Annotated in this window: 22 protein-coding genes; 16 read left to right on the top strand and 6 right to left on the bottom strand. The window is 70.4% G+C overall.

Annotation, left to right across the window (positions count from 1 at the left end; translation table 11 throughout):
* Positions 1-61: 61 nt before the first annotated feature.
* Entirely contained in the window at positions 62-421 is a 360-nt protein-coding gene (locus FM069_RS11225) for a cupin domain-containing protein (protein ID WP_143488399.1), read from the bottom strand.
* Between the two features lie 141 nt (positions 422-562).
* A complete protein-coding gene (locus FM069_RS11230) occupies positions 563-1,687 on the bottom strand; it encodes a GlxA family transcriptional regulator (RefSeq protein ID WP_143488400.1) in 1,125 nt (374 codons plus the stop codon).
* Between the two features lie 30 nt (positions 1,688-1,717).
* On the opposite strand from FM069_RS11230, the gene FM069_RS11235 reads away from it, so the two are divergent.
* The 4 genes from FM069_RS11235 (at position 1,718) to FM069_RS11250 (ending at position 6,865) form a co-directional block, all read left to right on the top strand.
* On the top strand, positions 1,718-2,701 hold the full coding sequence (locus tag FM069_RS11235) for an ABC transporter substrate-binding protein (RefSeq protein ID WP_143488401.1): 984 nt from the start codon (positions 1,718-1,720) through the stop codon (positions 2,699-2,701).
* Positions 2,702-2,764: 63 nt separating this feature from the next.
* A complete protein-coding gene (locus FM069_RS11240) occupies positions 2,765-3,877 on the top strand; it encodes an aryl-sulfate sulfotransferase (protein WP_143488402.1) in 1,113 nt (370 codons plus the stop codon).
* Positions 3,878-4,059: 182 nt separating this feature from the next.
* Positions 4,060-5,553 carry an aldehyde dehydrogenase gene (locus tag FM069_RS11245; protein ID WP_143488403.1) on the top strand — a complete coding sequence of 498 codons (1,494 nt, stop codon included), beginning with the start codon at positions 4,060-4,062 and terminating at the stop codon, positions 5,551-5,553.
* Positions 5,554-5,665: 112 nt separating this feature from the next.
* Entirely contained in the window at positions 5,666-6,865 is a 1,200-nt protein-coding gene (locus FM069_RS11250) for an MFS transporter (protein ID WP_143488404.1), read from the top strand.
* Here FM069_RS11250 and FM069_RS11255 read toward each other — a convergent pair.
* From FM069_RS11255 to FM069_RS11265, 3 genes are all read right to left on the bottom strand, one after another.
* Positions 6,862-7,518 carry a hypothetical protein gene (locus FM069_RS11255; RefSeq protein ID WP_143488405.1) on the bottom strand — a complete coding sequence of 219 codons (657 nt, stop codon included), beginning with the start codon at positions 7,516-7,518 and terminating at the stop codon, positions 6,862-6,864. The genes FM069_RS11250 and FM069_RS11255 overlap by 4 nt on opposite strands.
* A 17-nt stretch (positions 7,519-7,535) precedes the next feature.
* Complete coding sequence (locus FM069_RS11260; RefSeq protein ID WP_407681580.1) at positions 7,536-9,107, bottom strand: phospholipase D family protein; 1,572 nt, start codon at positions 9,105-9,107, stop codon at positions 7,536-7,538.
* Between the two features lie 172 nt (positions 9,108-9,279).
* Positions 9,280-10,578: an NAD(P)/FAD-dependent oxidoreductase gene (locus tag FM069_RS11265; protein WP_143488406.1), complete on the bottom strand. Its 1,299-nt coding sequence runs from the start codon at positions 10,576-10,578 to the stop codon at positions 9,280-9,282.
* Positions 10,579-10,731: 153 nt separating this feature from the next.
* On the opposite strand from FM069_RS11265, the gene FM069_RS11270 reads away from it, so the two are divergent.
* The 3 genes from FM069_RS11270 to FM069_RS11280 all read left to right on the top strand — a co-directional run bounded on the left by FM069_RS11270 (position 10,732) and on the right by FM069_RS11280 (position 14,716).
* Positions 10,732-11,277: a sigma-70 family RNA polymerase sigma factor gene (locus FM069_RS11270; RefSeq protein ID WP_178106721.1), complete on the top strand. Its 546-nt coding sequence runs from the start codon at positions 10,732-10,734 to the stop codon at positions 11,275-11,277.
* Positions 11,274-12,113 carry a FecR family protein gene (locus tag FM069_RS11275; protein ID WP_178106722.1) on the top strand — a complete coding sequence of 280 codons (840 nt, stop codon included), beginning with the start codon at positions 11,274-11,276 and terminating at the stop codon, positions 12,111-12,113. Before FM069_RS11270 ends, FM069_RS11275 begins: the two co-directional genes overlap by 4 nt.
* Positions 12,114-12,226: 113 nt before the next feature.
* Entirely contained in the window at positions 12,227-14,716 is a 2,490-nt protein-coding gene (locus FM069_RS11280) for a TonB-dependent siderophore receptor (protein ID WP_143488407.1), read from the top strand.
* A 203-nt stretch (positions 14,717-14,919) separates the two neighbouring features.
* On the opposite strand, the gene dadR is transcribed toward FM069_RS11280, so the two are convergent.
* Complete coding sequence (gene dadR, locus FM069_RS11285; RefSeq protein WP_143488408.1) at positions 14,920-15,408, bottom strand: transcriptional regulator DadR; 489 nt, start codon at positions 15,406-15,408, stop codon at positions 14,920-14,922.
* A 136-nt stretch (positions 15,409-15,544) separates the two neighbouring features.
* Between dadR and FM069_RS11290 the strand changes: the two genes are divergently transcribed.
* The 9 genes from FM069_RS11290 to FM069_RS11330 all read left to right on the top strand — a co-directional run bounded on the left by FM069_RS11290 (position 15,545) and on the right by FM069_RS11330 (position 25,221).
* Positions 15,545-18,121: an intermembrane phospholipid transport protein YdbH family protein gene (locus FM069_RS11290; protein ID WP_143488409.1), complete on the top strand. Its 2,577-nt coding sequence runs from the start codon at positions 15,545-15,547 to the stop codon at positions 18,119-18,121.
* Positions 18,122-18,134: 13 nt separating this feature from the next.
* Positions 18,135-18,314 (top strand): YnbE family lipoprotein, encoded by a 180-nt coding sequence (locus tag FM069_RS11295; protein ID WP_143488410.1) that lies wholly within the window; start codon positions 18,135-18,137, stop codon positions 18,312-18,314.
* A gap of 10 nt (positions 18,315-18,324) precedes the next feature.
* On the top strand, positions 18,325-18,669 hold the full coding sequence (locus FM069_RS11300) for a YdbL family protein (protein WP_143488411.1): 345 nt from the start codon (positions 18,325-18,327) through the stop codon (positions 18,667-18,669).
* Between the two features lie 249 nt (positions 18,670-18,918).
* Positions 18,919-20,217, top strand: coding sequence for a D-amino acid dehydrogenase (gene dadA, locus FM069_RS11305; protein ID WP_143488412.1), 1,299 nt, complete (start codon positions 18,919-18,921; stop codon positions 20,215-20,217).
* Entirely contained in the window at positions 20,192-20,545 is a 354-nt protein-coding gene (locus FM069_RS11310; protein ID WP_143488413.1) for a RidA family protein, read from the top strand. Before dadA ends, FM069_RS11310 begins: the two co-directional genes overlap by 26 nt.
* A gap of 60 nt (positions 20,546-20,605) precedes the next feature.
* Complete coding sequence (gene alr, locus FM069_RS11315; RefSeq protein WP_143488414.1) at positions 20,606-21,694, top strand: alanine racemase; 1,089 nt, start codon at positions 20,606-20,608, stop codon at positions 21,692-21,694.
* A 113-nt stretch (positions 21,695-21,807) separates the two neighbouring features.
* Positions 21,808-22,356, top strand: coding sequence for a cupin domain-containing protein (locus tag FM069_RS11320; protein ID WP_143488415.1), 549 nt, complete (start codon positions 21,808-21,810; stop codon positions 22,354-22,356).
* A 156-nt stretch (positions 22,357-22,512) separates the two neighbouring features.
* A complete protein-coding gene (locus FM069_RS11325; RefSeq protein ID WP_143488416.1) occupies positions 22,513-22,935 on the top strand; it encodes a c-type cytochrome in 423 nt (140 codons plus the stop codon).
* A 129-nt stretch (positions 22,936-23,064) separates the two neighbouring features.
* Entirely contained in the window at positions 23,065-25,221 is a 2,157-nt protein-coding gene (locus FM069_RS11330) for an acetyl-CoA hydrolase/transferase C-terminal domain-containing protein (RefSeq protein WP_143488417.1), read from the top strand.
* The last annotated feature ends 86 nt before the right edge of the window (positions 25,222-25,307 follow it).

Raw genomic sequence — 25,307 nt, forward strand, 5'->3', positions numbered from 1 at the left:
GATCGCGGCCCTTGCGAAGAACCCGCCTCCCGGCGGGTTTTTTATTGCCGGCGGGAAAGGCTCAGGCCTGCTCGAAGACCACGTAGACCTTGCGGCAGGGCTCCAGTACCTCCCAGGTGCCGCGGAACCCGGCGGGGATGACGAAGCGGTCACCGGTGCGCAGGGTCTTGGCGGCGCCCTCGTGGTCCCGCAGCACCGAGACGCCCTGGAGGATCTCGCAGTATTCGTGCTCGGTGTAGTTCACCGTCCATTGCCCCACGGCGCCTTCCCAGATGCCCGCGGAGAACTGCCCGCAGGGGCTGCCGTAGTGATTGCGCACGCTCTGTTCGGGGTCGCCCTTGAGGATTTTCTCCGCCGCCGGACGATAGCGTTCGGGCGACGTGTCGACCTGGGCGAAGTCGACGATGCGTTCGATGGACATGGGCCTGCTCGCGAAAGAAGAGGGAAGCGCCAGTCTATGTGCAGGAAAACGAACGTTACAAGGCGCCGCTCGGCGACGATGTAAAGAATATTGAATAGCCGTCCCGGTGCGTTCGAACGATCGCCTGGGGCTGATGCGCCATCACACCGCCAGATGGTCGAGGGGGATGGCCAGCGGCGGGCCATGGCGGTAGCCGGTCTGCCCGGCGCCCGGTGGGTGCAGGGCCCGCGCCTGGTGTCGATAGGCCTGGGGGCTGCAGCCCAAGCGGCGCTGGAAGAGCCGGCGCAGGCGCTCCTCGTTGCCGAAGCCGAGGGTCGCGGCGATGTGCTTGAGGGCTTCGTCGCCGGCCTCCAGCCGCCGGCAGGCCGCTTCCAGGCGCAGGGCCTCCACCGCCTGGGCCGGGGTGCTGCCGGTGGCCTCCACGTAGGCGCGGGCGAAGTGCCGCGGGCTCATGCCCGCCCGTTCGGCCAGCCGCTCGACCCGCAGGTCGTCCCCCAGGTGCTCGGCGATCCACCCGTGCAGCCGCGCCAGGCGCTGGCCGCGGGCATGGCGCAGGGCCTCGCCCTGGGCCCTGAGGGGCGCGCTGATCTGCGGTTGCCCGGCGGAGCGCTGGAGGAACACGGTGAAGTAGCGCGCCAGGTCGAGGGCGGCGCTGGGGCCCAGGTCCTGCTCCACCAGGGCGAGGCCCAGGTCGATGCCGGCCGCGGCGCCGCCAGAGGTCCAGAGTTCGCCGTCCTGCAGGTAGAGCGCCTGGCGCTCCACCTGGACGTCCGGATGCCGCCGCTGCAGGCCGTCGGCGAACTTCCAGTGGGTCACCGCCCGCCGCCCGCTCAGCAGGCCGGCGGCCGCCAGGACGAAGGCGCCTGAGCCGATGGAGCAGATCCGCCGGACACCCGCCGCCCGGGCGGCCAGCCAGGCGGCCACGGTTTCGTCGTGCTCGGCCTGGTCCACGCCGGGACCGCCGATCACGATCAGCGTGTCGAGGGGGCCGGGACCGGCATCGATCTCCGCCAGGGACGCCGTGGCCACCGCGATGCCCGACACCGTGTCCACCAGGCCGCCGTCCCGGGAGGCCAGGCGAATCCGGTAGGGCGCCCCCGCGGCGAAGGCCGGCAGGACCCGCGGCACCGCGGCGAAGACTTCCAGTGGCCCGGCCGCGTTGAGCAGCAGTGCGCCGGGAAACACCAGGGCGACCACCTCGCGCGGCCCGGGCGTGGCAGCAAACGAGGGGTGTTTGGCATGGAGGGCGGAAGGGGCGCTGGACATACTGGCTCGGCCTCGAGGAGAACCCGAACCATGCCGCCATTGCCCCGCCTTGCCCAGTGCCTCCGCCGTCCTTCATGCCCCTGGGCGGCACTCCTGCTCTGCCTGCTGGCTGCGCGCTGCCTGGCCGACGCGCCGTTGCGCATCGGCGACCAGAACGGCCTGACCCAGGCCCTCTTGCAGGCTTCGGGGGAGGACCGCGGTCTGGACCCGGCCCCGGTGTGGCACCCGTTCGGTACCGGGCCGGCGCTGCTGGAGGCGCTGAACGCCGACGCCATCGACCTGGGGGTGGTGGGCAACGCGCCGCCGGTGTTCGCCCAGGCCGGCGGCTACGCGGTGCGGATCATCGGCGCCGCCGAGGGCGCGCAGACCAACAACGCCCTGCTGGTCCCCGGCGATTCGCCGATCCGGCGCCTGGAGGACCTGCGCGGCCAGCGCATCGGGGTGGCCAAGGGCAGCAGCGGCCACTACCTGCTGCTGGCCGCCCTGGCGCGCGCGGGGCTGGGCATGGACGACGTGCAGGTGCGCTACGTCAGCCCCCTGGATGGGCAGACCGCCTTCGCCAGCGGCCACCTGGATGCCTGGGCGGTCTGGTACCCCTTCGTCGGCCAGGCCACGTCCCGCGGTGCCCGGGTGCTGGCGGATGGCACGCCGTGGCCGGAGACCGGGCTGAACTTCACCCTGGCCAGCGAGCGCGCCCTGGCCGACCCGCGGCGCCGCGACCGGCTCGGCGACCTGCTGCAGCGCCTGGCCCGGGCCCAGGTATGGGCCACCGCGCACCCCCGCGACTGGGCCCGGGCACTGGTGGCCGCCACCCGGTTGCCGGCGCCGCTGGTGGAGGAGATGCTCGACCGCCAGGCGCTGCGCTACGTGCCCCTCGACGCACGGGTGATCGCCCTGCAGCAGCGCCTGGCCGACGCGTTCTTTGCGGCCCGCCTGATCCCCCGGCAATTGCAGGTCGAGGCGGCGTTCGACCCGCGCTTCGATCCACTGCTGCCTCCTGCGTCGCCCCACTGACGCCCTTCTCGTCCACCCATGCCGCGCCTGCCCGGCAGGTCGGCGCTCGTCCGGAGAATCGCCATGCCCCTCGACCCGACCACCCTTCGCCGCCGGGCCACCGGCCTGATCGCCGCCGATCCCGCGCGCAGCGCGGGGGGCTACACCCTGTTCGCGCCGCAGACCGCCGGCGGCAACGTCTACCTGATCGACCTGGCCGGCGAGACGGTGCACCGCTGGACTCTGCCGCACCGGCCGGGGCGTGACGCGGTGCTGCTGGGCAACGGCAACCTCGGCTACAACGGCAACCACCCCGGGTCGCCGGAGCTGTTCCCCGGCTGGTCGGTGTGGCATGGCGGCGCCTTCGCCGAGGTGACCCCGGACGGCGAGATCGTCTGGCAGCACACCGACCTCGCCCACCACCACGACGCCCAGTGGCTGGCCAACGGCAACCTGCTGTACACCGTGGTCGAGCCGCTGCCGGCGGCCCTGGCGCGTCGCGTGGTGGGCGGCATTCCCGGCAGCGAGGCGCCGGGCGGGGTGATCTACGCCGACGTGGTCAAGGAGGTGGACCGTGCCGGGCGCACGGTCTGGGAATGGCGCTGCTGGGAGCACCTGCGTCCGGAGGACTACCCGCTGCACCCGACCTTCGAGCGCTCCCACTGGCCGATGACCAACGCCGTCACCCCCGGGCGCGACGGCAAGCTGCTCCTCAGCCTGCGCAGCGTGTCCGCGGTGATCGCCGTGGCGCGGCACGGCGGGCAGGTGCTGTGGCGCCTCGGCCACGACCTGGTGGCCCAGCAGCACTGCCCGAGCGAACTGGAAGACGGGCGCATTCTGGTCTTCGACAACGGCATCTCCCGGCCCGGCGTCTCCATGCCCCATTCCCGGGTGATCGAGGTGGACCCGCTGGCCGGCCGCATCGTCTGGCAGTACGCCGATGCCCCGGGCTATGCCTTCTTCACTCCGTTCATGGGCGGTGCCCAGCGCCTGCACAACGGCAACACCCTGGTCACCGAGGCCAACTTCGGCCGGCTGTTCGAGATCACCCGGGCCGGCGACGTGGTCTGGGAATACGTCTGCCCGTACTTCGCCGCCTACCCCGACGCGCCGTCCCGGGCGTACCTGCCGGGGGAAACCAACGCCCTGTTCCGCGCCCACCGCTACCAGGCCCGGGAGATCCCCTGGCTGGGGTGAGCGGTGCGGCCGCCGGGTGAAGGATCGGTGGTTTGTTTGAGAAAACGAACATTTGGTGGGCCAGGACCGACCTGTTGTAAAAAATATTGAAAATACCGCGGGCGGTCTTTAGGGTGTCGGGTCTACGATTTCCCCTTCACCGCCGCGGGCACGACGCCCGCGCCCGACCGCGAGGACTTTCCATGACCGATCTGACCTTCAGCGAGTGGCAACAGCGCGCCCAGGCCTTGACGTTCGAAGGCCGTGCCTTCATCGACGGCGAGTACCGCGACGCCCAGTCCGCGGAACGTTTCGACTGCATCAGCCCGGTGGACGGGCGCGTGCTGGCCCAGGTCGCCAGCTGTGGCCAGGCCGACGCCGACGCGGCGGTGGCGGCGGCGCGCCGGGCCTTCGAGGCGGGCAGCTGGTCGCGCCTGGCGCCGGCCAAGCGCAAGAAGGTGCTGATCCGCTTCTCCGAGCTGATGCTGGAACACGCCGAGGAACTGGCGCTGCTGGAAACCCTGGACATGGGCAAGCCCATCGGTGATTCCCTGGGCATCGACATCCCCGGTTCGGCCAACAGCATCCGCTGGTCCGCCGAGGCCATCGACAAGGTCTACGACGAGGTGGCGCCGACGCCCCACAACGAACTCGGCCTGGTGACCCGCGAGCCGGTAGGCGTGGTGGCGGCCATCGTGCCCTGGAACTTCCCGCTGATGATGGCCTGCTGGAAGCTGGGCCCGGCCCTGGCCACCGGCAACTCGGTGGTACTCAAGCCGTCCGAGAAATCGCCCCTCACCGCCATCCGCGTCGCCCAGCTGGCCCTGGAGGCGGGGCTGCCGGCCGGCGTGCTGAACGTGCTGCCCGGCTATGGCCACACCGTCGGCAAGGCCCTGGCCCTGCACATGGACGTGGACACCCTGGTGTTCACCGGCTCGACCCGCACCGCCAAGCAGCTGCTGGTGTACGCGGGCGAATCCAACATGAAGCGCATCTGGCTGGAGGCGGGCGGCAAGAGCCCGAACATCGTCTTCGCCGACGCCCCTGACCTGCAGGCGGCCGCGTCCGCCGCGGCCAGCGGCATCGCCTTCAACCAGGGCGAGGTGTGTACGGCCGGGTCGCGGCTGCTGGTGGAAGCCTCCATCAAGGAGCGCTTCCTGCCCCTGGTGGTGGAGGCCCTCAAGGGCTGGAAGGCCGGCAACCCCCTGGACCCGGCGACCAATGTCGGCGCTTTGGTGGACACCCAGCAGATGGACACCGTGCTCTCCTACATCGAGGCCGGCCACGCCGAGGGCGCCACGCTGGTGACGGGCGGCAAGCGCGTGCTGGAGGACACCGGCGGCACCTACGTCGAGCCGACCATCTTCGACGGCGTGAGCAACGCCATGAAGATCGCCCAGGAGGAGATCTTCGGCCCGGTGCTCTCGGTCATCACCTTCCAGGACGCCGAGGAAGCCGTGCGCATCGCCAACGACACCTCCTACGGGCTGGCGGCGGCGGTCTGGACCCGTGACATCTCCAAGGCCCACCTCACCGCCAAAGCGCTGCGCGCCGGCAGCGTCTGGGTCAACCAGTACGACGGCGGCGACATGACCGCGCCGTTCGGCGGCTTCAAGCAGTCCGGCAACGGTCGCGACAAGTCGCTGCACGCCTTCGACAAGTACACCGAGCTGAAGGCCACCTGGATCAAGCTGTAATCCACGAGGCACCGAGGGGGCCTCGCGGTCCCTTCGGGTTACCCCCGTACGGCCGGGCCTCCCCAGGGAGCCCGGCCGCTTTGCATGGGCCGCCGGACAAGGAGAATGCGTGATGCGTTGGGGGACCTACTTCGCCGTGACCGCGGCGGTGATCAGCATCGGCCTGGCGCTGGGCATCACCCTGCCGCTGGTGTCGCTGCGCCTGGAAGGCTGGGGCTATGGTGTCTTCTCCATCGGCGTGATGGCCGCGGTGCCGGCCTTCAGCTCGCTGCTGGGGGCCAACCTGACCGGTCGCCTGGCGGCCTGGGCGACCACGCCGCAGTTGATGCGCGCCAGCTTGCTGATGGGCGCGCTGTCGGTGGCCGGGCTGGCGCTGCTGCCCCACTACGCGGTGTGGCTGGTGCTGCGGCTGCTCACCGGCATCGCCCTGACCGTGGTGTTCATCCTTGGCGAGAGCTGGATCAACCAACTGGCGGTGGAGCACCTGCGTGGCCGGCTGGTGGCCCTGTATGGCACCGGCTATGCCCTGAGCCAGCTGTCGGGGCCGCTGCTGCTGGGGGTACTGGGCACCGAGGGCGACAGCGGCTTCTGGTTCAGCGGGGTCCTGCTGGTGGTGGGCGCCTGCCTGCTGCTGGGCCGGGGCGGGGCGCCACAACAGGAGGCCCACGGCGCCTCGGCCCGCCAGTTGCTGCACTTCTGCCGCGGCCTGCCGGCGATCGCCTGGGCAGTGGTGTTGTTCGCCGCCTTCGAGGCGATGATGCTGACCCTGCTGCCGATCTACGCCCTGCGCCAGGGCTTTGGCCAGGATGGCGCACTGGCCATGGTCAGCACGGTGGTGGTGGGCAATGCGCTGCTGCAACTGCCCCTGGGCTGGATGGCCGACCGGGTGCCGCGCCAGGCGCTGTTCCGCGGCTGCGGCGTGGCGCTGCTGCTCGCCAGCCTGGCGATCCCGCCGCTGCTGCACACGCCGGCGATCTGGCCGGCGCTGGTGATCTTCGGCGCCAGTGCCGGCGGCCTGTTCACTCTGTCGCTGATCCTCATCGGCGAGCGCTACCGGGACGACCAGTTGGTGCGGGCCAACGCCCACGTCGCCCAGCTGTGGGGCATCGGCTGCCTGCTGGGGCCGCTGAGCACCGGCGCGGCCAGCCAGTGGATCAGTGGCCACGCCCTGCCGCTGCTGCTGGCCGGCGGGGCGGCCGTGTTCATCGTGCTGGCCTGGCGGCGCGGCGGGGTGATGGGTGACACGCCGGGCCCGGTGCAGACGGCCGACAGGGCGACCACCGGCTCGTGCGAGGAGGGCGGCGGACCCTAGGGCGCGAAGGTGTCGCGCCCGGAGGCGGCCAGCGCCTGGTAGCGGAAGCCCAGCCAGGACTGGCTGCCGGCGAGGCGTACCGGGCCGTGGTCCAGGCCGCGCAGGGTCAGGTCCCGGGCCAGGCTGCAGGGCATCAGGGGCGCCACGTGGGTCGGGCTGTCCAGCGTCGCCCCGTAGGCGCAGCCGCGGGTGCCGGGGCGTCGCTGCAGCCGCTCGACCCGCACCTCCAGCTCCGCCGGCTGCGCCCAGAGGCCGTGCAGGGCCGCCGGCACCCCGCCCATCAGCGCCAGGGTGGAGCCCAGCAAGGCGAGGCTCCCCAGCAGGGCCGCCAGCCCCAGGTGCAACAGGCTGCCCATCCGTTCCGAGGAAGCCCAGGCCCGGGCCCGCAGCAGGTCGCCCATGCCCAGTGCGCCGCCCAGGCGCCACCACAGCCAGGCCGCCACCATCACGCTCAGCGCCAGCAACGGGCCGAACAGCGGCCGCGCCAGCAGCAACGGCCGCAGCGCGCCCAGCAGCATCAGGGCGAAGGTCACCAGCGCCAGCGCGCCGTCACGCCAGCCACGGCGCCGGGCCCGCTGCGCCTGCGCCGCGGTGAGGGCTTGCAGGCGCCGCGCCTGGCGCGCCCGGCGGGCGGGGGAAGGGGGTTTCGACACGGGTCCTCCAGCCGGCCTCAGAGCATTCGCTCGAGGCCCACGGCGCTGCTGATCCAGGCGTTGAAGCGGCGCCACAGGCCGGCGGGCTCTTGGTCCAGCACGTGCAGCCGCCCATGGTCCTCGGTGACCCACACCAGTTGGGTGTGGTCGCCGCGGCGCTGCAGCTTCACCTCGTAGGCGAGGGGCGGCGACATGCCTCGCAGGGCCAGCTCGCGCACCCGTTCCGCCAGTTCCGGGCTGTCGACGATGACCCCCACCTCGGTATTCCACAGGGCCGAGCGGGGATCGAAGTTGAACGAACCGATGAACACCTTCTGGCGGTCGAAGATCGCCGCCTTGCTGTGCAGGCTGGAGTCGGACATGCCGGTCAGGTTGTAGCCGGCGCTGCCGCCCGCGCCCTGTTGCTCGGGGCGCCGGCGCAGCTCGAACAGCCGCACCCCGTGCTTCAGCAGGGCCTTGCGCGCCGGCGCGTAGCCGCCGTGGACCGGCGGCACGTCGGTGGCTTCCAGGGAGTTGGTCAGCAGGCGGATGTCCACCCCGGCGTCGGCGCGCTGGGTGAGGTAGCGCATGCCTTCGTCGGCCGGGACGAAGTAAGCGGAGACCAGGAACAGCTCGTGCCGCACCCCTTCCAGCTCCGGCGCCAGCTGGGTGGTGAGCAGCAGCGCCGGGTCCGGCTCGTCGCGGGTCAGCACCTTGGCCGGGGCGTCCCACAGGGATTGGCTGGGCGCCCAGATCAACTCGTCGAGCCAGCCCTGCAGGCGCGGGCGTTGCCGGTAGGCCAGCAGCGATTCGGCGAGGTCCTGCTGTTCGCCGCGGGCGTGGGCGATGTCCCGCTGCAGTCGCTTGCGGGCGTGCTGCAGGTCGCCCGCGTCCGGCTGGCGCCAGAGGAAGGCCTGCACCGGCTTGCTCAGGGCGCTGTTCCAGTACTGGTCGAAACTCTGCCCCAGGTGCTGGGCCACCGGGCCGACGCCCAGCAGGTCGATGTCGGTGAAATTGAGGCTCGGCTCGGCATCGAAATACTCATCCCCCAGGTTGCGGCCGCCGACGATGGCCACGCTGGTGTCCGCCAGCCACAGCTTGTTGTGCATCCGCCGGTGCTGCTGGGACAGGTCCAGCAGCCGCCCGAGGGTGCGGGTCACGCCGGTGCTGCGGCCCAGGTGCATGGGGTTGAACAGGCGGATCTGGATGTTCGGGTGGGCCGCCAGGGCGCCGATCTCGTAGTCGCGGCCGTCGCTGTTGAGGTCGTCGATCAGCAGCCGCACGCGCACGCCCCGGTCGGCGGCCTTAAGCAGTTCATCCACCAGGATCTGCGTGCTTAGGCCGTCGTGGACGATGTAGTACTGCAGGTCGAGGCTGCGTTGGGCGGTGCGGATCAGCTCGGCGCGGGCGATGAACGCCTCGTGGCTGCTGGGCAGCAGGCGGAACCCGGAGCGCCCCGGGTGGGCGTCGGCGCGGGCCATGATCGTCGCGCCGAACGGCGAGGCCTCGGCGGGCAGGGCCTGGGACGGAACACGCGGCACCTGGCTGGTACAGCCGGACAGGCAGAGCAACACCACGAACAGCAGGCGTAGGGGCACGTTGGGCTCCAGCGGGACGGTGAACCGGTCTCCGGGGGCGCCGCCGGGGCGGGCCGTGGCGAGCGGGACCGGCAGTGTACGGGCCGCGGCGGGGATGCCGAAGCCCTTTCGCCGCGGGCCGGCAGCGCAGCGGCGCGTAGTTCTGACGCCGTCCGCGGGAAAAAGATTCAGCCGCGGCGAGCCCTCAGAGCAGCTCCTTCAGGCGGTACCAGAGCATGCCCAGGGCCAGCAGCGGCGAGCGCAGCAGGCGCCCGCCGGGGAAGGTCACGTGAGGCACCCGGGCGAAAGCGTCGAAGCCGCGGCTGTGCTGGCCGTCGATGGCCTGCGCCAGCAGGTGCCCGGCCAGGTGGGTGGCATTCACCCCGTGGCCGGCATAGGCCTGGGCGTAGTAGACATTGGGGTGCTCGGCGAGCCGGCCGATCTGTGGCAGGCGGTTGGCGCCGATGCCGATCATCCCGCCCCACTGGTAGTCGATGCGGGTGTCCGCCAGGGCCGGGAACACCTTGAGCATCTTCGGCCGCATGTAGGCGGCGATGTCCGCCGGGTCGCGCCCGGAATAATGGCAGGCGCCGCCGAACAGCAGGCGACGGTCGGCGGACAGCCGGTAGTAGTCCAAGGCTACCCGCTGGTCGCAGAGCGCCATGTTCTGCGGGATCAGCCGCTGCGCCAGGGCTTCGGGAAGCGGCTCGGTGGCGATCACGTAGCTGCCGGCCGGCAGCACCTTGCCCCCCAGGGTCGGTTCGAGGCCGTTCAGGTAGGCGTTGCACGCCAGCACCAGGGTCTTCGCCCGCACCTGGCCGCGGGCGGTGCGGACCCGCACCTCGGCGCCGTAGTCGATGGCGGTGACCGCCGAGTGCTCGTGCAGGCGCACCCCCAGGCGGGCGGCGGCCTCGGCCTCGCCCAGGGCCAGGTTGAGCGGGTGCAGGTGGCCGGAGCCCATGTCGATCAGGCCGCCGACGTAGCGGTCCGAGCCCACCACCTCGTGCACCTGGTCGGCCTGCAGCAGGCGCAGTTCGTGGCGGTAGCCGAGCTGGCGCAGCTCCGCCATGTCCTCGGCGAACCCCTCCAGGTCGGACGGCTTGTTGGCCAGATCGCAATACCCCCAGGTGAGGTCGCAGTCGATGGCGAACGCCTCGACCCGCCGACGCACCATGTCCACCGCCTCCAGGCCGAGGCGCTTGAGCTCCTGCACGCCCTCGGCGCCGATCACCGGTTCGAACTGCTCCAGGCCGTGGCCGACCCCGCGAATCAGTTGCCCGCCGTTGCGGCCGCTGGCGCCCCAGCCGATCCGCCGCGCTTCCAGCAGCACCACCGAATAGCCGCGCTGGGCCAGCTCCAGGGCGCTGTTCAGCCCGGAGAAGCCGCCACCCACCACGCAAACGTCGGCCACCGCCTCGCCGTCCAGGGGCGGGAAGTCCAGGGAGCGGTTGGCGGTGGCGGCGTAGTAGGAGGGGGCGTGCTGCTCGGTATACCGGGCGCTCATGTGCGGAATCCTGATTATTGTGTTTGGAAAATTTGACGCAGGATAAGCGCAGCCTCCGTTTCGCGCCAGGGGGAGGTCCGACGCGCTGCCCGCTAGGCAGCCGGATCGTCATGGCTATAATGCGACTCACTATCAAATAGAACGATCGCTTCCATGCCCACGCCTGAGCACGACGTCGAACTCATCGGTGCCCTGGCGCTGCATTACGACGATCTGGTGGATTACATCCGCCGCCGCTTCCAGGGCGGCCAGTTCGCCCGCGAGGTCATCCACGACGTCTGCCTGCAAGTGCTGGAAAAGCCGCCCCAGCAGCCGGTCAGGCTGCCGTTCGCGTTCCTGCGCAAGGCTTCCTTCAATCGCGCTATCGACCGCCGGCGCGCCGACGTCCTTCGCAACGCCCGCTTCGAAGCAGTGGCCGAGGTACCCGACTGGCACGTTCACGAGCTGGACGGCGCCGCCGTGCTGGACTTCGAGCAGCAGCTGGAGGCGTTGCTGGCGATCATCGACTCGCTGCCGGCGCGTGCCCGCCAGGTGTTCCTGCTGCACCGCATCCACGGCATGCCGCAGCGTGAGATCGCCACGGAGCTGGGCGTGTCGGCGAACATGGTGACCCAGCACTTCGCCCGTGCCGTGCGCACCATCGCCCGCGACTGGGAACCGGCGCGGCGCGCCCTGGGCGGCGGACGCTGCCACCCATGAACGACCGCGTGCGCCCCGACGAGCCCCCTGCCGACCCCCTGGCGCCGTTCGAACAGGCACTGCGAGCCCGCGTGCCGTCCCGGGACGCCCTGCTCGCCGAAGCCAAGGCGCAGAGCGCGCGCCAGCGGCGGCGCAAGCAGGCCCTGGGCGGCGGCCTCTCGGCGCTGCTGCTGGCGACCGGCCTGTGGCTGGCCGACCCCGCCTGGTACCGCGAGGACGTGCGCACAGTGGCCGGCGGGCGCGACAGCCTGACCCTGGCCGATGGCAGCCGGGTGGCGGTCAACGGCGCCACCCACCTGCGCATCGAGCGGCGCCTGCGCAGCCGCCAGGTCGAGCTGGTCGAGGGCGAGGCGACCTTCACCGTGACCCACGCAGCCCAGCCGTTCATCGTCCACAGCCAGGGCGTCGAGGTGCTGGACATCGGCACGGTGTTCAACGTGCGCAGCGACAGCCGGGGCGTGGCGGTCGCCGTGGTCGAGGGCGCCGTCGAGGTCTCCGCGGGGCCATCGCCCTCGCGCCACCTGGGCGGCGGTCAGCAGGTGCTGGCCCAGGCCGGCGCGCTGGGCATCACCGAACCGGTCGACCCGCTCCGCGCCACCGCCTGGCAGCGGGGCACGCTGCGTTTCGACGGCACGCCGCTGAGCGAGGTGATCGTCGACCTCCAGCGCTATCGCCAGGCGCCGGTCCGCCTGGCCGATCCGCGCCTAGGCGCGCTGCGGGTGTCCGGCGAATACGACAGCGCCGCCATCGAGTCGCTGATCGACCTGCTGCCGGTGATCCTGCCGGTCCGCCTGAGCCGCGCCGGTGACGGCAGCGTGGTGGTGAGGGGGCGCTGATCGGCCTGGCTGGAAAAATAAATGAGAATTTTTCGCAGGCGACCTCAACATCCGCCACGGCTCATCCGCCACTCCCTGTGATCATCACGTTCTGCTCGTTCATGGGGAGTTTCATGGATACCAAATCGACCACCGCGCCGTCCCGGCGCAGCCGCCTTTCCTTCCTGATCGCCGGCCTGGCGCTGGCCTCGGCCCTGCAGGCCCAGGAGGCCACCCACGCGCTGGATCTGCCGGCCCAGCCCCTGGACCAGGCGCTCAATGCGTTGGCCGGGCAGACCGGCAGCCGCATCCTGTTCGCGACCGATATCGCCGAAGGGCGTAACGCGCCAGCGCTGCACGGCGACTTGAGCGTTGAGCATGCGCTGAAGCGCCTGCTGCAGGGGTCCGACCTGACGGCCCAGGTCACCGCCGACGGCGGCTTCGTGATCACCCCGCCGGCGTCGGGCGGCACGGCGCTGGAGCTGGGGGCGACCACCATCCAGGGCCAGGGGATGGGCGAGGCCACCGAGCACTCCGGTTCCTACACCACCGGGCTGACCAGCATCGGCTCCAAATCGCCCACCCGTCTTCGCCAGACGCCGCAGTCGGTATCGGTGGTGACCGACCAAGTGATCCAGGACAGGCGTATGACCGACTTGGCCGAGGCGATGCGGGTGACGCCCGGCATCACCGTACAGAACAACAACTACCGCCTTTCGGACTTCTACTCCCGGGGGTTCAAGGTCGAGAACATCCAGATCGACGGTGCCGCGCCGATGGCGCTGGGCACCACGGCAGGGAGCTTCTACTCGAACAAGAACTACGACCTGGTGGAGTTCGACCATGTCGAGGTCTTGCGCGGCGCGTCCGGGCTGTTCGGCGGCACGGGCGATCCCGGCGGCATGATCAACCTGGTCCGCAAGCGGCCGCTGGATTTCTACCAGCTCAAGGTGGACCTTTCTGCGGGCAGTTGGGACAACTACCGCACCCAGTTCGACGTGACTGGACCGATGGGGCTGGACGGCAGGCTGCGGGGGCGCCTGGTTGCGGCGTACACCGACCGGAAGTACTTCATGGATGACCGGGCGACCGAAAAGCCGACTTTCTACGGGGTCATCGAGGCCGACATCCTGCCCGACACCCGGCTGACCATCGGCGGCCGTTCCGAGGCGTATCACGAGACCGGCTCAGGCACCGGTTTGCCGCGCTACAGCACCGGAGCGGACCTGGGACTGCCGCGCCATACCAACCTGACCGAGCGCTGGGCCTATTCCGATGGCCGCTCCCAGGAAGTTTTCGCCAAGCTCGATCACACGTTCAACGACGATTGGAAGGCCAACGTTTCCTACACCCAGACCTACGATTCAGGTTTCGTGAAGAGCGCCTTCAATTTCGGCGCGGTGGACCCGGTGTCCGGCACCGGGCCGGCGTGGTCGGGCAACACCAACCGATGGGTGAGCCAGCAGTACCTGCTGGATGCCAACCTGGCGGGCAGATTCCGCTTCATGGGGCAGGAACACGAACTGCTGTTCGGCGCCGACCGCCAGACGATCACCAGCCGCTGGCGTGGGACCAACCAGTCGCTCAACACCGGCGGCGCCATCGATGTATTCGATCCGGAATCCACGCCGTGGGTCGAGCCGCCCACCCGCAAGGATTTCTTCCGCGACTACGATCCCAACACCCAGGAGCAGTACGGCCTGTATTCCACCCTGCGGCTCAATCCGCTGGATCAGTTGCACGTGATCGTCGGAGCGCGGGCGCACCGTTATCGCTACCACTCCACCTACCGCCTGCTGGCCAATGAAGTCTGGGGCCTGCAATCGGAGATCGACACCCGCGAAGGCACCAAGGTGGTGCCTTATGGGGGTGTGGTCTATGACCTGACCGATCAGTGGTCGGCATACGCCAGCTATTCGGAAATCTACAAACCCCAGCAGAACCAGCTGTCCGGTCCGCTGCCTGGCAGCACGATCGAGCCGATGACCGGCAAGACCTACGAGACCGGGCTCAAGGGGGAGCTGTTCAACGGCGCGGTGAACACCTCCCTAGCCGTGTTCTATACCCAGCGTGAGAACCAGGCGGTCCTGGACCCGGACTATGCGCCGACCAACATCCTGTACGGGGGCAACTGCTGCTACATGGCCCAGGGCGAGGTGGTCAGCAAGGGCGTGGACATGGAACTCAGTGGAGAGCTCCTGCCCGGCTGGAGGGTGCTCAGTGGCTACACCTACAACAACAACCGCAACCGCCAGAACAGCGCGGTGTTCAGCACCATCACCCCCAAGCACCTGCTCAAGTTCTGGTCGACCTACCAATTGCCGGGTGAGCTGCACGACTTCACGGTGGGCGGCGGCGTGAATATCCAGAGTTCAAACTACGTCAGCGGCAGCGCCACCCCGCTCACCGGCGGCGCCAGCGTGCCATTCGACTATACCCAGGCAGGTTATGCGGTATGGAACGCCCTGGCGGCGTATCGCATCGACGACCACTGGACCCTGACCTATAACCTCAACAACGTGTTCGACAAGGCGTACTACTCCACTGTCGGCTCGTCGGCGTCGGGCAATTGGTACGGTGAGCCCCGCAGCCACATGCTGACCCTGCGCGGAGTCTGGGACTGAATCCGTCGCGTTCCCACGAAGACGCCGCGCCTCGCGCGGGCGTCTTCCTTACGCGGCGCATCTCGAAGCGTTCCAGGCGCCGGGTGCAGTCGTCGAGCGGAGGCGAAACGGGTGAGGGTGCGGCGTTCACGCACGGCACATCAGCAGCCCCGAACCCGTTATCAACGGTGCCTCACCGAAAGCAGGCGTCGCTCGTCCGGAACCTAGTCGGGGACCGGCAGATTGAGCGACTCCTTCACCTCTTCCATGACGATGTAGGACTTGGACTCGCGCACGTGGGGCAGCTTGAGCAGAATATCGCCGAGCAGCTTGCGGTAACTGGCCATCTCGTTGATCCGCGCCTTCACCAGGTAGTCGAAGTCACCGGAAACCAGGTGGCACTCCAGCACGTGGGGCAGCTTGAGCACGGCGCGGCGGAATTCCTCGAAGGTGTCGCCGGACTTGTAGTCCAGGCTGATCTCGACGAACACCAGCAGGCTGGCCTTGAGCTGCTGCGGGTTGAGCCGGGCGTGGTAGCCCATGATGATCCCCTCGCGCTCCAGGCGGCGGACGCGCTCGGTGCAGGGGGTGGTGGACAGGCCGACCCGCTCGCCCAGCTCGGTGAAGGAGATGCGCCCGTCCTGCTGCAGGATGCGCAGGATGTTGCGGTCGATCTTGTCCAGTTCGCGGCGGCTCTGGTGCTGGGTGCGCATCGGGGAATGTCTCTGCAAAAAGCGCTTTATATACCAGCTTCCGCCCGGAAGACTCGCCCGCAGCCAGGGTAAACGCCTTGATCCGCGCGCGGCCTGCGGTCACCCTGCGGGTTCATGCCATCGAACCGGGAGGCCCATGGGTCCGTTCCGCCCCCGCACCGTACGGTTGCTCCTGCTGCTCATCGTCCTGCTGGTGCTGGCGGCCTGCCTGGCGGCCGCCGCCGGCCGTGCCTGGCTGCGTAGCCAGGGGGTCGAGGCGCTGGCCTGGCAGGGGCCGTCGCTGTCCTTCGCCGGGGTCGGCCTGGAGCGGCTGACGCTGACCTGGCGCGACGCCGACGGCAATCGGCTGGAGGTGGACGCCGACGGCCTCTGGCTGTCCTGGCCGGGCGCCGCCGGCACGAACCGCGGCTACCTGCGCCAGGTGCGCGCGGCCCGCCTGGCGCTGGGCTGGCACCCGGCCCCCGACCCGGCCGAAGCGGCCCCCGCGGCGCCACCTGATCCGGCCAGCCTGCTGCGCTGGCTGCCAGGCGACCTGCGGCTCGACCACCTGATCCTCGACCTGCCCTGTGCCAGCGGCCGCTGCGTGGAACAGGGCTCCCTCGCCTTGCAGCGCAACGGCTTCGGCAACCCGGGGGGCGACCCGCTGGACCTGCGCCTGGAGGCCCGCCGCGATGGGCACGTACTGGCCCTGCGGCTGCTGGCCCAGCGCCTGGCGTCGGGCTGGACCGCCAACCTGCTCGGCCAACTGGACCAGCACCCGCTGCTGGCCCTGGCCAGCCAGCTGAAGGAGGACGCCGCCACGCCCACCTGGCAGGGCGAACTGGACGTGCCCGGCCTGCCGGATACGACAGTCCTGCTGGACTGGCTGGCCGCCTGGACGCCCCTGGCCCGCGACCTGCCCCGGGCGCCCCAGGCCCTGCGCCTGAGCGGCAGCTGGGAACTGCGGCCGGGCGAGGGCGAAGCGCCCCTGGACCCGGCGCGGCTGTGGCGCGGCAGTGGGCACGCGCAGGTCCGGGCGGACCTGCCGCAGCCCTGGCCGGTGCCCGGCGTCGGCCTGCTGGAGGGTCGGCTGGACCTGGCCCTGGACGGCGAGGCCGGCCGCTGGCGACCGCGCCGCCTGGACGGCGACCTGCGCGCCGGTGCCTTGCAGGGCGACGCCTGGCAGATGCTGCCGGCCACGCTGCGCCCCCAGTCCCTGGCCCTGCGCCTGACGCCGCTGGAAAACGCCGCGACCCACGTGCAACTGCACCTGAGCGGCGCCGGCAAGACCCAGTTCGAACTGGATACTCGCCTGACCCTGAACGACCAGGCGCCCCTGGCGGTGCGCCTCGACGCGGCGCGGTTGTCCGCGTCCGACGTCGCCTACCACGCGCCGGCCGGCGCCCTCGACGGGCTGACGCTGGACCTGCGCCTGGATGGCCGCCTGGATCGGCAGCACGCCGAGCTGCACCTGCGGCCGACCTCCCGCGCCCGCCTCGCGCGCCTGGAGGTCCCGGGCACCCTGGTCCTGGAGCGCCTGGTGGCGGAATCCGACGCGCTGGAGCTGGCCCTGGCCTACGGCGGCGAGGCGCCGGCGACCTTCGCGCTGCGCGGGCCGGTGTCCCTGCGGGCGGGGCGCCTGGAGCAGGCCGAGTTGCTGGACCAGGGCTGGCGGTTCGTCGGCACCCTGGACCTGCGGGACAGCGCCCAGGCCTGGAAGGGCCGGCTGGACAACGACGCCGGGCTGAAGCTGGACCTCGACGGTACGCACTCCGCCGAGGGCGCCCTGGCCCTGCATGCGCGCCTGCCGGAGCTGTTCCTGCGTGCCGGCAACCCCCTGGCGGGAACCGCCCGCCAGTGGCCGGCCCTGCTGAGCCTGTCCAGCGGGCGGCTGCGGGGCGAGGCGCAGCTGACGGTGCCGACCGGCGCCGCGCCGGCCACCGGGACCCTCGACCTCGACGCGGACGGCCTCGACGGCATCTATGACCGCAGCGAACTGAGCGGCCTGCAGGGCCATGCGAGCCTGCGCCTGGCGCCACGAACCCTGGCGCTGGAGATGCCGGATTTGCGCGTGGCGCAGCTCAACCCCGGCTTGCCCCTTGGCCCCCTGGCGTTCGCCGGCCAGTACCGCGCCGAACGGGTCGCGCCCGCCGCCGGTCGGTTGGAGTGGCGCGAGGCCCGGGCCGGGCTGCTGGGCGGCCGCGTCTGGCTGGCGCCGGGCTCGTTGACCCTGGGCGCCGCGGATCAGCGCCTGGACCTGCACCTGGAAGGGGTGCAACTGGCCGAGCTGTTCAAGGTCTATCCCGCCGAGGGCCTGGCCGGCCAGGGCGTCATCGACGGCACGCTGCCGCTGCGCCTGGACGGCAGCGCGCTGCGCGTCGAGGCCGGCCGGCTGGCGGCCCGCGGCCCGGGCTTCCTGCGGTTCCGCTCGGAGAAGCTGCGCGCCCTGGGCCGCAGCAACCCCGGCATGGGCCTGGTGGCGGATGCCCTGGACGACTTCCGCTACGAGCGGCTCGACAGCAGCGTCGGCTACGATGAACGCGGCACCCTGCGCCTCGGCCTCGACCTGCGCGGACGCAACCCGGACCTGGAGAAGGGCCGCCCGATCAACCTCAACGTCAACCTGGAAGAGGACCTGCCCGCCTTGCTCACCAGCCTGCAGCTCACCGACCGGGTGAGCGACACCATCCGCCAGCGTGTGCAGGACCGCCTGCGCCACGCGCCGGCGCCCTGACGGGAGATTCGCCATGCGCCTGTGCGCTCTGTTCGCCGCCCTGCTGCTGGCCGCCTGCACCCCCACCGTGCAGCTGGCCGTGCCCAACGAGCCGATCAACATCAATCTCAACGTGAAGATCGAGCACGAAATCTACATCAAGGTCGACAAGGCCCTGGACGGCATCATCAACCCGTCCAGCGGCCTGTTCTGAGGAGATGCCCATGACCCTGCGCCGCATACTCGCCGGCGGCCTGCTGGCCTGCTGTTTCAGTCTTCCGTTGTCCGCCATGGAGCTGGGCGACGCCATGTCCGCCCTGGGCGCCGCCAAGCAGGGCGGCCAGGTGGGCGAGCAGCCCGACGGCTACCTGGGAGTGGTGGCAGCCGGTGGCCAGGGGGAGGAGATCGCCCGGCTGATCAACCAGGCGCGGCGCACCGAATACCAGCGCCTGGCCAAGGACAACGGCCTGCAGCTGGGAGACGTGGAAGCCCTGGCCGGGCAGAAGGCTCTGGAGAAAACCCCCGCCGGGCAGTACATCCAGGTCAACGGCAAATGGGTGCGCAAGTGAGGCCTCGCGGCTGAGCCGCCTCGCTGCCCGGGCGCGACAGGCCGTCGCGCCCGGTGCGCCAAACCGCTGAACTTCGCGGTTTTGCGCCTTCACTGCGGGGATGCCCCTCCGTCTGGAGGCGTCTGGCCGAGCATTCCCGCCAAATTACCCCCGCTAAACAGTGAAAACGCCTGCCCCGGCATTCCTATACTTCGTTCATCTCGTTCAAGAATAACGACGCTGCGGCGCGCCCGCGGCGAGGAGAGGAACATGCGTGTAGTGGTGCTCGGCAGCGGCGTCATCGGGACCGCCAGTGCGTATTACCTGGCCCGCGCCGGTTTCGAGGTGGTGGTGATCGACCGCCAGCCGGCCCCGGCCCTGGAGACCAGCTTCGCCAATGCCGGCCAGGTCTCTCCCGGCTATGCCTCGCCCTGGGCCGCGCCCGGCGTGCCGTTCAAGGCCATCAAATGGCTGCTGGAACGCCACGCGCCCCTGGCCATCAAGCTCACCGGCGACGTCCAGCAGTACCTGTGGATGGCGCAGATGCTGCGCAACTGCACCGCCGCCCGCTACGCGGTGAACAAGGAACGCATGGTGCGCCTGTCCGAGTACAGCCGCGACTGCCTCGACGAGCTGCGCGCCGAGACCGGCATCGCCTACGAAGGCCGTCAGCTCGGCACCACCCAGGTGTTTCGCACCCAGGCCCAGCTGGACAACGCCGCCAAGGACATCGCCGTGCTGGAGCAGTCCGGCGTCCCCTACGAACTGCTCGACCGCGCCGGCATCGCCCGGGTGGAACCGGCCCTGGCCGGCGTCACCGACAAGCTGGCCGGTGCGCTGCGGCTGCCCAACGACCAGACCGGCGACTGCCAGATCTTCACCGCCCGCCTGGCCGAGATGGCCCGCGAGCTGGGCGTCGACTTCCGCTTCGGCCAGGCCATCGAGCGCCTGGACTTCGCCGGTGATCGGATCAACGGCGTGTGGGTCGACGGCCGGCTGGAGACCGCCGATCACTACGTGCTGGCCCTGGGCAGCTATTCGCCGCAGCTGCTCGCGCCCCTGGGCATCAAGGCGCCGGTGTACCCCCTGAAGGGCTACTCCCTGACCGTGCCCATCACCGACCCGGCCATGGCGCCCACCTCCACCATCCTCGACGAAAGCTACAAGGTCGCCATCACCCGCTTCGACCAGCGCATCCGCGTCGGTGGCATGGCCGAGATCGCCGGCTTCGACCTGGGCCTCAACCCGCGTCGCCGCGAGACCCTGGAGATGATCGTCAACGACCTCTACCCCCGCGGCGGCGACCTGGCCCGCGCCGATTTCTGGACCGGCCTGCGCCCGGCGACCCCCGACGGCACGCCCATCGTCGGCGCCACGCCGTTCTCCAACCTGTTCCTGAACACCGGACACGGTACTCTGGGCTGGACCATGGCCTGCGGCTCCGGTCGTTTCCTCGCCGACCTCATGGCGAAGAAGCGCCCGCAGATCAGCGCCGAAGGCCTGGACATCTTCCGTTACGGCCACACCAAGGAGAACCACAAGCATGCCAATCCAGCGCCAGCACACTAATGCCCGCATGAGCCAGATCGTCGTCCACAACGGTACCGTCTACCTGGCGGGCCAAGTGGGCGACGACATGAGCGCGGGGGTCGAGCAGCAGACCCGCGAGGTCCTGGCCAGCATCGAGCGCCTGTTGGGCGAGGCCGGCACCGACACCAGCCGCATCCTCTCGGTGACCATCTACCTGAAGAACATCGAGTCGGACTTCGCCGCCATGAACGCCGTCTGGGACGCCTGGCTGCCCGAGGGTACCGCCCCGGCCCGGGCCACCGTCGCGGCGACCCTGTGCGAGCCGGAGATTCTCGTCGAGATGTCGGTCATCGCTGCCCTGCCTTGAAACACCCGCGCCCGGCTTCTGCCGGGCGCCCTTTCCCAGAATCCGAAGAAGTCCATCGCCATGCGTCCCGCCCGTGCCCTGATCGACCTGAACGCCCTGCGCCACAACTACCACCTGGCCCGGGAGCTTACCGGCGCCCGCGCCCTGGCGGTGATCAAGGCGGATGCCTACGGCCATGGCGCGGTGCAGTGCGCGCGGGCCCTGCAGGGCAGCGCCGATGGCTTCGCTGTGGCCTGCATCGAGGAAGCTCTGGAGCTGCGCTACGCCACCGTGCGCAAGCCGATCCTGTTGCTGGAAGGGTTCTTCGAGGCGGACGAGCTCAAGCTCATCGACCAGCATGACCTGTGGTGCGTGGTGCATTCCGCGTGGCAGATCGAGGCCATCGAGAAGACCCGGGTGAACCGGCCACTGACCGTCTGGCTCAAGCTGGACACCGGCATGCACCGGGTCGGCCTGCACCCGGCCGCCTACCGTGACGCCTATCGGCGCCTGATGGACAGCGGCAAGGTGGCGCGCATCGTATTGATGAGCCACTTCTCCAGCGCCGACGAGCCGGACAGCCCGCGCAACGACGTGCAACTGGCCACCTTCGCCGAGGCCAGCGCCGGCCTCGACGCCCCCATCAGCCTGTGCAACTCGCCGGGCCTGCTGCGCTGGCCGGAGATGGCGCTGCGCCAGCGGCCGGACGACTACGTGCGGGCCGGGCTGATGATCTACGGCGCCACGCCGTTCGAGTTCCACCAGGAGCAGGCGGACCGGCTGCAGCCGGTGATGACCCTGGAATCGAAGATCATCGCGGTGCGCGAACTGCAGCCGGGCGAGCCCGTCGGCTACGGCGCCCGCTTCGTCACCGAGCGGCCGACCCGGGTCGGGGTGGTCGCCATGGGCTACGCCGACGGCTACCCGCGTCATGCGCCCAGTGGGACGCCGGTGAGCGTCGGCGGCCGGCGCAGCCGGCTCATCGGCCGGGTCTCCATGGACATGCTCACCGTGGACCTCACCGACCTGCCCGAGGCCGGCCTCGGCACCCGGGTGGAGCTGTGGGGCCGCGAGGTGCCCGCCAGCGAAGTGGCCCACCACGCCGGCAGCATTCCCTACCAGCTGTTCTGCAACCTCAAGCGGGTGCCGGTGATCCATACCGGCGCGTGAGCAGCCGGGCAGAATTTACAATCGCTGTGTTGTAAATAATGAACACTGTTGCCATCATACCGGCGACATCCGTTTCCCCTGCCCCCTACCTGCCCGTGAGGAGGATCACCCCCTTGGACGTCGGTGCTCGACTGCAAGCCATCCGCAAGCTCAAAGGCCTTTCCCAGCGCGAACTCGCCAAGCGCGCGGGCGTCACCAACAGCACCATCTCCATGATCGAGAAGAACAGCGTCAGCCCCTCCATCAGTTCGCTGAAAAAGGTGCTGAGCGGCATCCCGATGTCCCTGGTGGAGTTCTTCTCCATCGACTTCGAGCAGGAAACCCCGGTGCAGGTGGTGTACCGGGCCGACGAGCTGGTGGATATCTCCAGCGGCGCGGTCACCATGAAGCTGATCGGCAAGGCCCACCCGAGCCGCAGCATCGCCTTCCTCGACGAGACCTACCCGCCCGGCTCCGACACCGGCGACGAGATGCTCAACCATGACGGCGAAGAGGCCGGCATGCTGGTGGACGGACGCCTGGAGCTCACCGTCGGCAACGAGGTGTTCGTCCTGGAAAGCGGCGACAGCTACTACTTCGAGAGCAACCGCCCGCATCGTTTCCGCAACCCTTACGAGCATCCGGCGCGGCTGATCAGCGCCACCACGCCGGCGAATTTCTGAGCCCGGGCACCGGCCCGTCATCGCCTGCTGCGACCGTATGCCGCAAGCCCTTGCGCGGCGCAGGGTTGTTTCGATGTGCCGGGCTTACCGGTATACTGGCGCCCGCCCGCGAAAACCGTGGCCGCGGGCGTGACTAGCCACGATGAGGGTGTAAGGGTGAACCTAATCAATAAAATGCTGGCGGCGCAGGTTGCCGTCCTGGCCCTGTGGGCGGTAAGCGCTCAGGCCGCGACCAAGGATGAAATCGCCGAGCGGCTCAAGCCGGTGGGCGAAGTCTGCGTCACCGGTCAGGAGTGCAAGGGCGTCGAAGCCGTGGCCGCCAGTGCCGGCGGTGGCGCACGCACCCCCGACGACATCATCGCCAAGCATTGTGGCGCCTGCCATACCGCCGGCGTGCTGGGCGCGCCGAAGATCGGCGACAGCGCTGCCTGGAAAGAGCGCGCCGACCACCAGGGCGGCCTCGACGGCATCCTGGCCAAGGCCATCACCGGTATCAACAGCATGCCGCCCAAGGGCACCTGTGCCGACTGCAGCGATGACGAGCTGAAGGCCACCATCAAGAAGATGTCCGGCCTGTAACGCTCCCCGTCGTGCCACGCGAAGCCGCCTCCGGGCGGCTTCGTCGTTTTCGGCCGGTGGATCCGGGTGAGCAATGCGCGCCCGGCTCGGGTCCAACCCCGCACTGCCGTCGTCGCGAAGGAGTTCACCGTGCCGTCATCTACGCTGGAGCAGGCCGTCGACCAGGTCCTGGAACGCATCGACGGGCCCATCCGCCTGGGCCTGCCCCTCGGCCTGGGCAAGCCCTGCGCCTTCGTCAACGCGCTGTACCGCCGCATCAAGGCGCTGCCCCAGCGCAGCCTGACCATCTACACCGCCCTGTCCCTGGGGCGCCCGGAAGCCGAGAGCGAGCTGGAGCAGCGCTTCAGCGGGCCGTTCCTGCGCCGGGTCTTCGCCGATACCCCCGAGCTGGAGTACCTCAGCGACCTGCGCTGCGGGGAGCTGCCGGCCAACGTGCAGCTGGAGGAGTTCTACCTGCAGCCCGGCAGCCAGCTGGGCAACGCCCTGGCCCAGCAGCACTACATCAGCCAGAACTACAGCCGGGTGGCCCGGGACCTGGACCGCAAGGGCCTCAACGTGGTCGCCCAACTGGTGGCGCGCCGCGCCGCCTCGCCCGGGCGCCTCTCCCTGAGCTGCAACCCGGACATCACCGTCGACCTGCTGCCGCGCCTGCAGGCGCGCCGCGCGGCCGGCGAGGCGATCCTCTGCATCGCCCAGGTCCACGAAGAGCTGCCCTACATGCTGGGGGAGGCCGAGGTGGACGAAGACAGCTTCGACCTGCTGGTGGAGCCGGCCGAGCGGCGCCGGCTGTTCTCCACGCCGAACCTGCCGGTGAGCCCCCAGGACCACGCCATCGGCCTGTACGCCAGCGCCCTGGTGCGGGATGGCGGCACCCTGCAGATCGGCATCGGCGCCATGGGCGATGCCCTGGCTGCGGCGCTGCTGGCGCGGCATACCGACAACGCCGGCTACCGCGCGCTGCTGGACGGCCTCGAAGTCCCGGCGCGCTGGGGACAGCTGGTGCAGCGGGAAGGCGGGCTGGAGGCGTTCCGGCAGGGCCTGTACGGCTGCAGCGAGATGTTCGTGCTGGGCATGCTGGCGCTGATGGAGGCGGGGGTGGTGAGCCGCCCGGTGTACGCCGACGCGCGCCTGCAGCGCCTGGCCGATGCCGGAGGGCTGGATGACCAGGGCCGCCTGGCCCGGGACGCCGACCTGGACGCCGCCGGCCTGGGTCCGCGGCCGGATGCGCAGGGCCTGGCCTGGCTGCAAGGGGTGGGCCTGCTGGACCCGGCCATCGCCTGGACGCCGGAGGGCCTGCGCCTGCCGGACGGCCGCCAGGTGGCCGTCGACCTCGCCGACCCGGTCACCGCCGACGCCTTGCGGGCGTATGCCGGCGCGGCCCACGGGGTCTGGGTGCATGGCGGCTTCTTCCTCGGCCCGCGGGCGTTCTACCAGCGCCTCGCCGGGCTGGACGAGGCCCAGCGCGCGCGCATCGGCATGACCGGCATCGGCTTCATCAACCGCCTCTATGGCGACGAGGCCCTCAAGCGGGCTCAGCGGCGCCACGCGCGCTTCGTCAACAGCTGCTTCAAGGTCACCCTGCTGGGGGCCAGCGCCGCCGACCAGCTGGAGGACGGCCGGGTGATCAGCGGCGTCGGCGGCCAGTACGACTTCGTCGCCCAGGCCCATGAGCTGGACGACGCGCGCTCCATCCTGATGCTGCGCAGCTGGCGCGAGTCCGCCGGCGAGGTGAGTTCCAACATCGTCTGGGACTACGGCCACACCACCATTCCCCGGCACCTGCGGGACATCGTGGTCACCGAGTACGGCATCGCCGACCTGCGCGGCAAGAACGACGCCCAGGTGATCGAGGCGCTGCTGGGCATCGCCGACTCGCGTTTCCAGGACGAGCTGATCGCCCAGGCGCAGCAGGCCGGCAAGTTGCCCAGGGGCTTCCGCCTCGACGAGGCCAGTCGCCACAACACCCCCTGGCGCCTGCTGGCGCTGCGCGCCGAGCACCCGCGGCTGTTCCCCGAATACCCCCTGGGGTGCGACTTCACCCCGGTGGAGCAGGACCTGCTGCGGGCCCTGACCTGGCTCAAGGGCAAGCTGCGCCTGAGCGAAATCCTCGAACTGGGCATGACCGCCCTGTTCGACACGCCGGACCCGGCCCCCTACGAGGCGCACCTGGCGCGCATGGGCCTGGAGGAGGGCGACGGCCTGCGCGAGCAGCTGTATCGCAGGCTGGTGTTGGCGGGGCTGGCGGCCACTGCGCCGGGGGCGGACGGCGGCCCGCTAGCCGCTTGAGGCGGCGACGGCACGGCCGTGGCGTGCTGTCCAGGGGCGTCCCCTAGACTTTTCGTCGCATGGGCGCGGGCCATCGCATCCGCTAG

Source organism: Pseudomonas mangiferae, from assembly GCF_007109405.1.
Taxonomy (GTDB): domain Bacteria; phylum Pseudomonadota; class Gammaproteobacteria; order Pseudomonadales; family Pseudomonadaceae; genus Pseudomonas_T; species Pseudomonas_T mangiferae.

Excerpts from the sequence above, each read along its gene's own strand:
- FM069_RS11290 (WP_143488409.1), top strand. The coding sequence starts at position 15,545 with ATGGGTCCGTTCCGCCCCCGCACCGTACGGTTGCTCCTGCTGCTCATC.
- dadA (WP_143488412.1), top strand. The coding sequence starts at position 18,919 with ATGCGTGTAGTGGTGCTCGGCAGCGGCGTCATCGGGACCGCCAGTGCG.
- FM069_RS11280 (WP_143488407.1), top strand. The coding sequence starts at position 12,227 with ATGGATACCAAATCGACCACCGCGCCGTCCCGGCGCAGCCGCCTTTCC.
- dadR (WP_143488408.1), bottom strand. The coding sequence starts at position 15,408 with ATGCGCACCCAGCACCAGAGCCGCCGCGAACTGGACAAGATCGACCGC.
- FM069_RS11225 (WP_143488399.1), bottom strand. The coding sequence starts at position 421 with ATGTCCATCGAACGCATCGTCGACTTCGCCCAGGTCGACACGTCGCCC.
- FM069_RS11275 (WP_178106722.1), top strand. The coding sequence starts at position 11,274 with ATGAACGACCGCGTGCGCCCCGACGAGCCCCCTGCCGACCCCCTGGCG.
- FM069_RS11270 (WP_178106721.1), top strand. The coding sequence starts at position 10,732 with ATGCCCACGCCTGAGCACGACGTCGAACTCATCGGTGCCCTGGCGCTG.
- FM069_RS11245 (WP_143488403.1), top strand. The coding sequence starts at position 4,060 with ATGACCGATCTGACCTTCAGCGAGTGGCAACAGCGCGCCCAGGCCTTG.
- FM069_RS11295 (WP_143488410.1), top strand. The coding sequence starts at position 18,135 with ATGCGCCTGTGCGCTCTGTTCGCCGCCCTGCTGCTGGCCGCCTGCACC.
- FM069_RS11265 (WP_143488406.1), bottom strand. The coding sequence starts at position 10,578 with ATGAGCGCCCGGTATACCGAGCAGCACGCCCCCTCCTACTACGCCGCC.
- FM069_RS11235 (WP_143488401.1), top strand. The coding sequence starts at position 1,718 with ATGCCGCCATTGCCCCGCCTTGCCCAGTGCCTCCGCCGTCCTTCATGC.
- FM069_RS11300 (WP_143488411.1), top strand. The coding sequence starts at position 18,325 with ATGACCCTGCGCCGCATACTCGCCGGCGGCCTGCTGGCCTGCTGTTTC.
- alr (WP_143488414.1), top strand. The coding sequence starts at position 20,606 with ATGCGTCCCGCCCGTGCCCTGATCGACCTGAACGCCCTGCGCCACAAC.
- FM069_RS11250 (WP_143488404.1), top strand. The coding sequence starts at position 5,666 with ATGCGTTGGGGGACCTACTTCGCCGTGACCGCGGCGGTGATCAGCATC.
- FM069_RS11310 (WP_143488413.1), top strand. The coding sequence starts at position 20,192 with ATGCCAATCCAGCGCCAGCACACTAATGCCCGCATGAGCCAGATCGTC.
- FM069_RS11230 (WP_143488400.1), bottom strand. The coding sequence starts at position 1,687 with ATGTCCAGCGCCCCTTCCGCCCTCCATGCCAAACACCCCTCGTTTGCT.
- FM069_RS11240 (WP_143488402.1), top strand. The coding sequence starts at position 2,765 with ATGCCCCTCGACCCGACCACCCTTCGCCGCCGGGCCACCGGCCTGATC.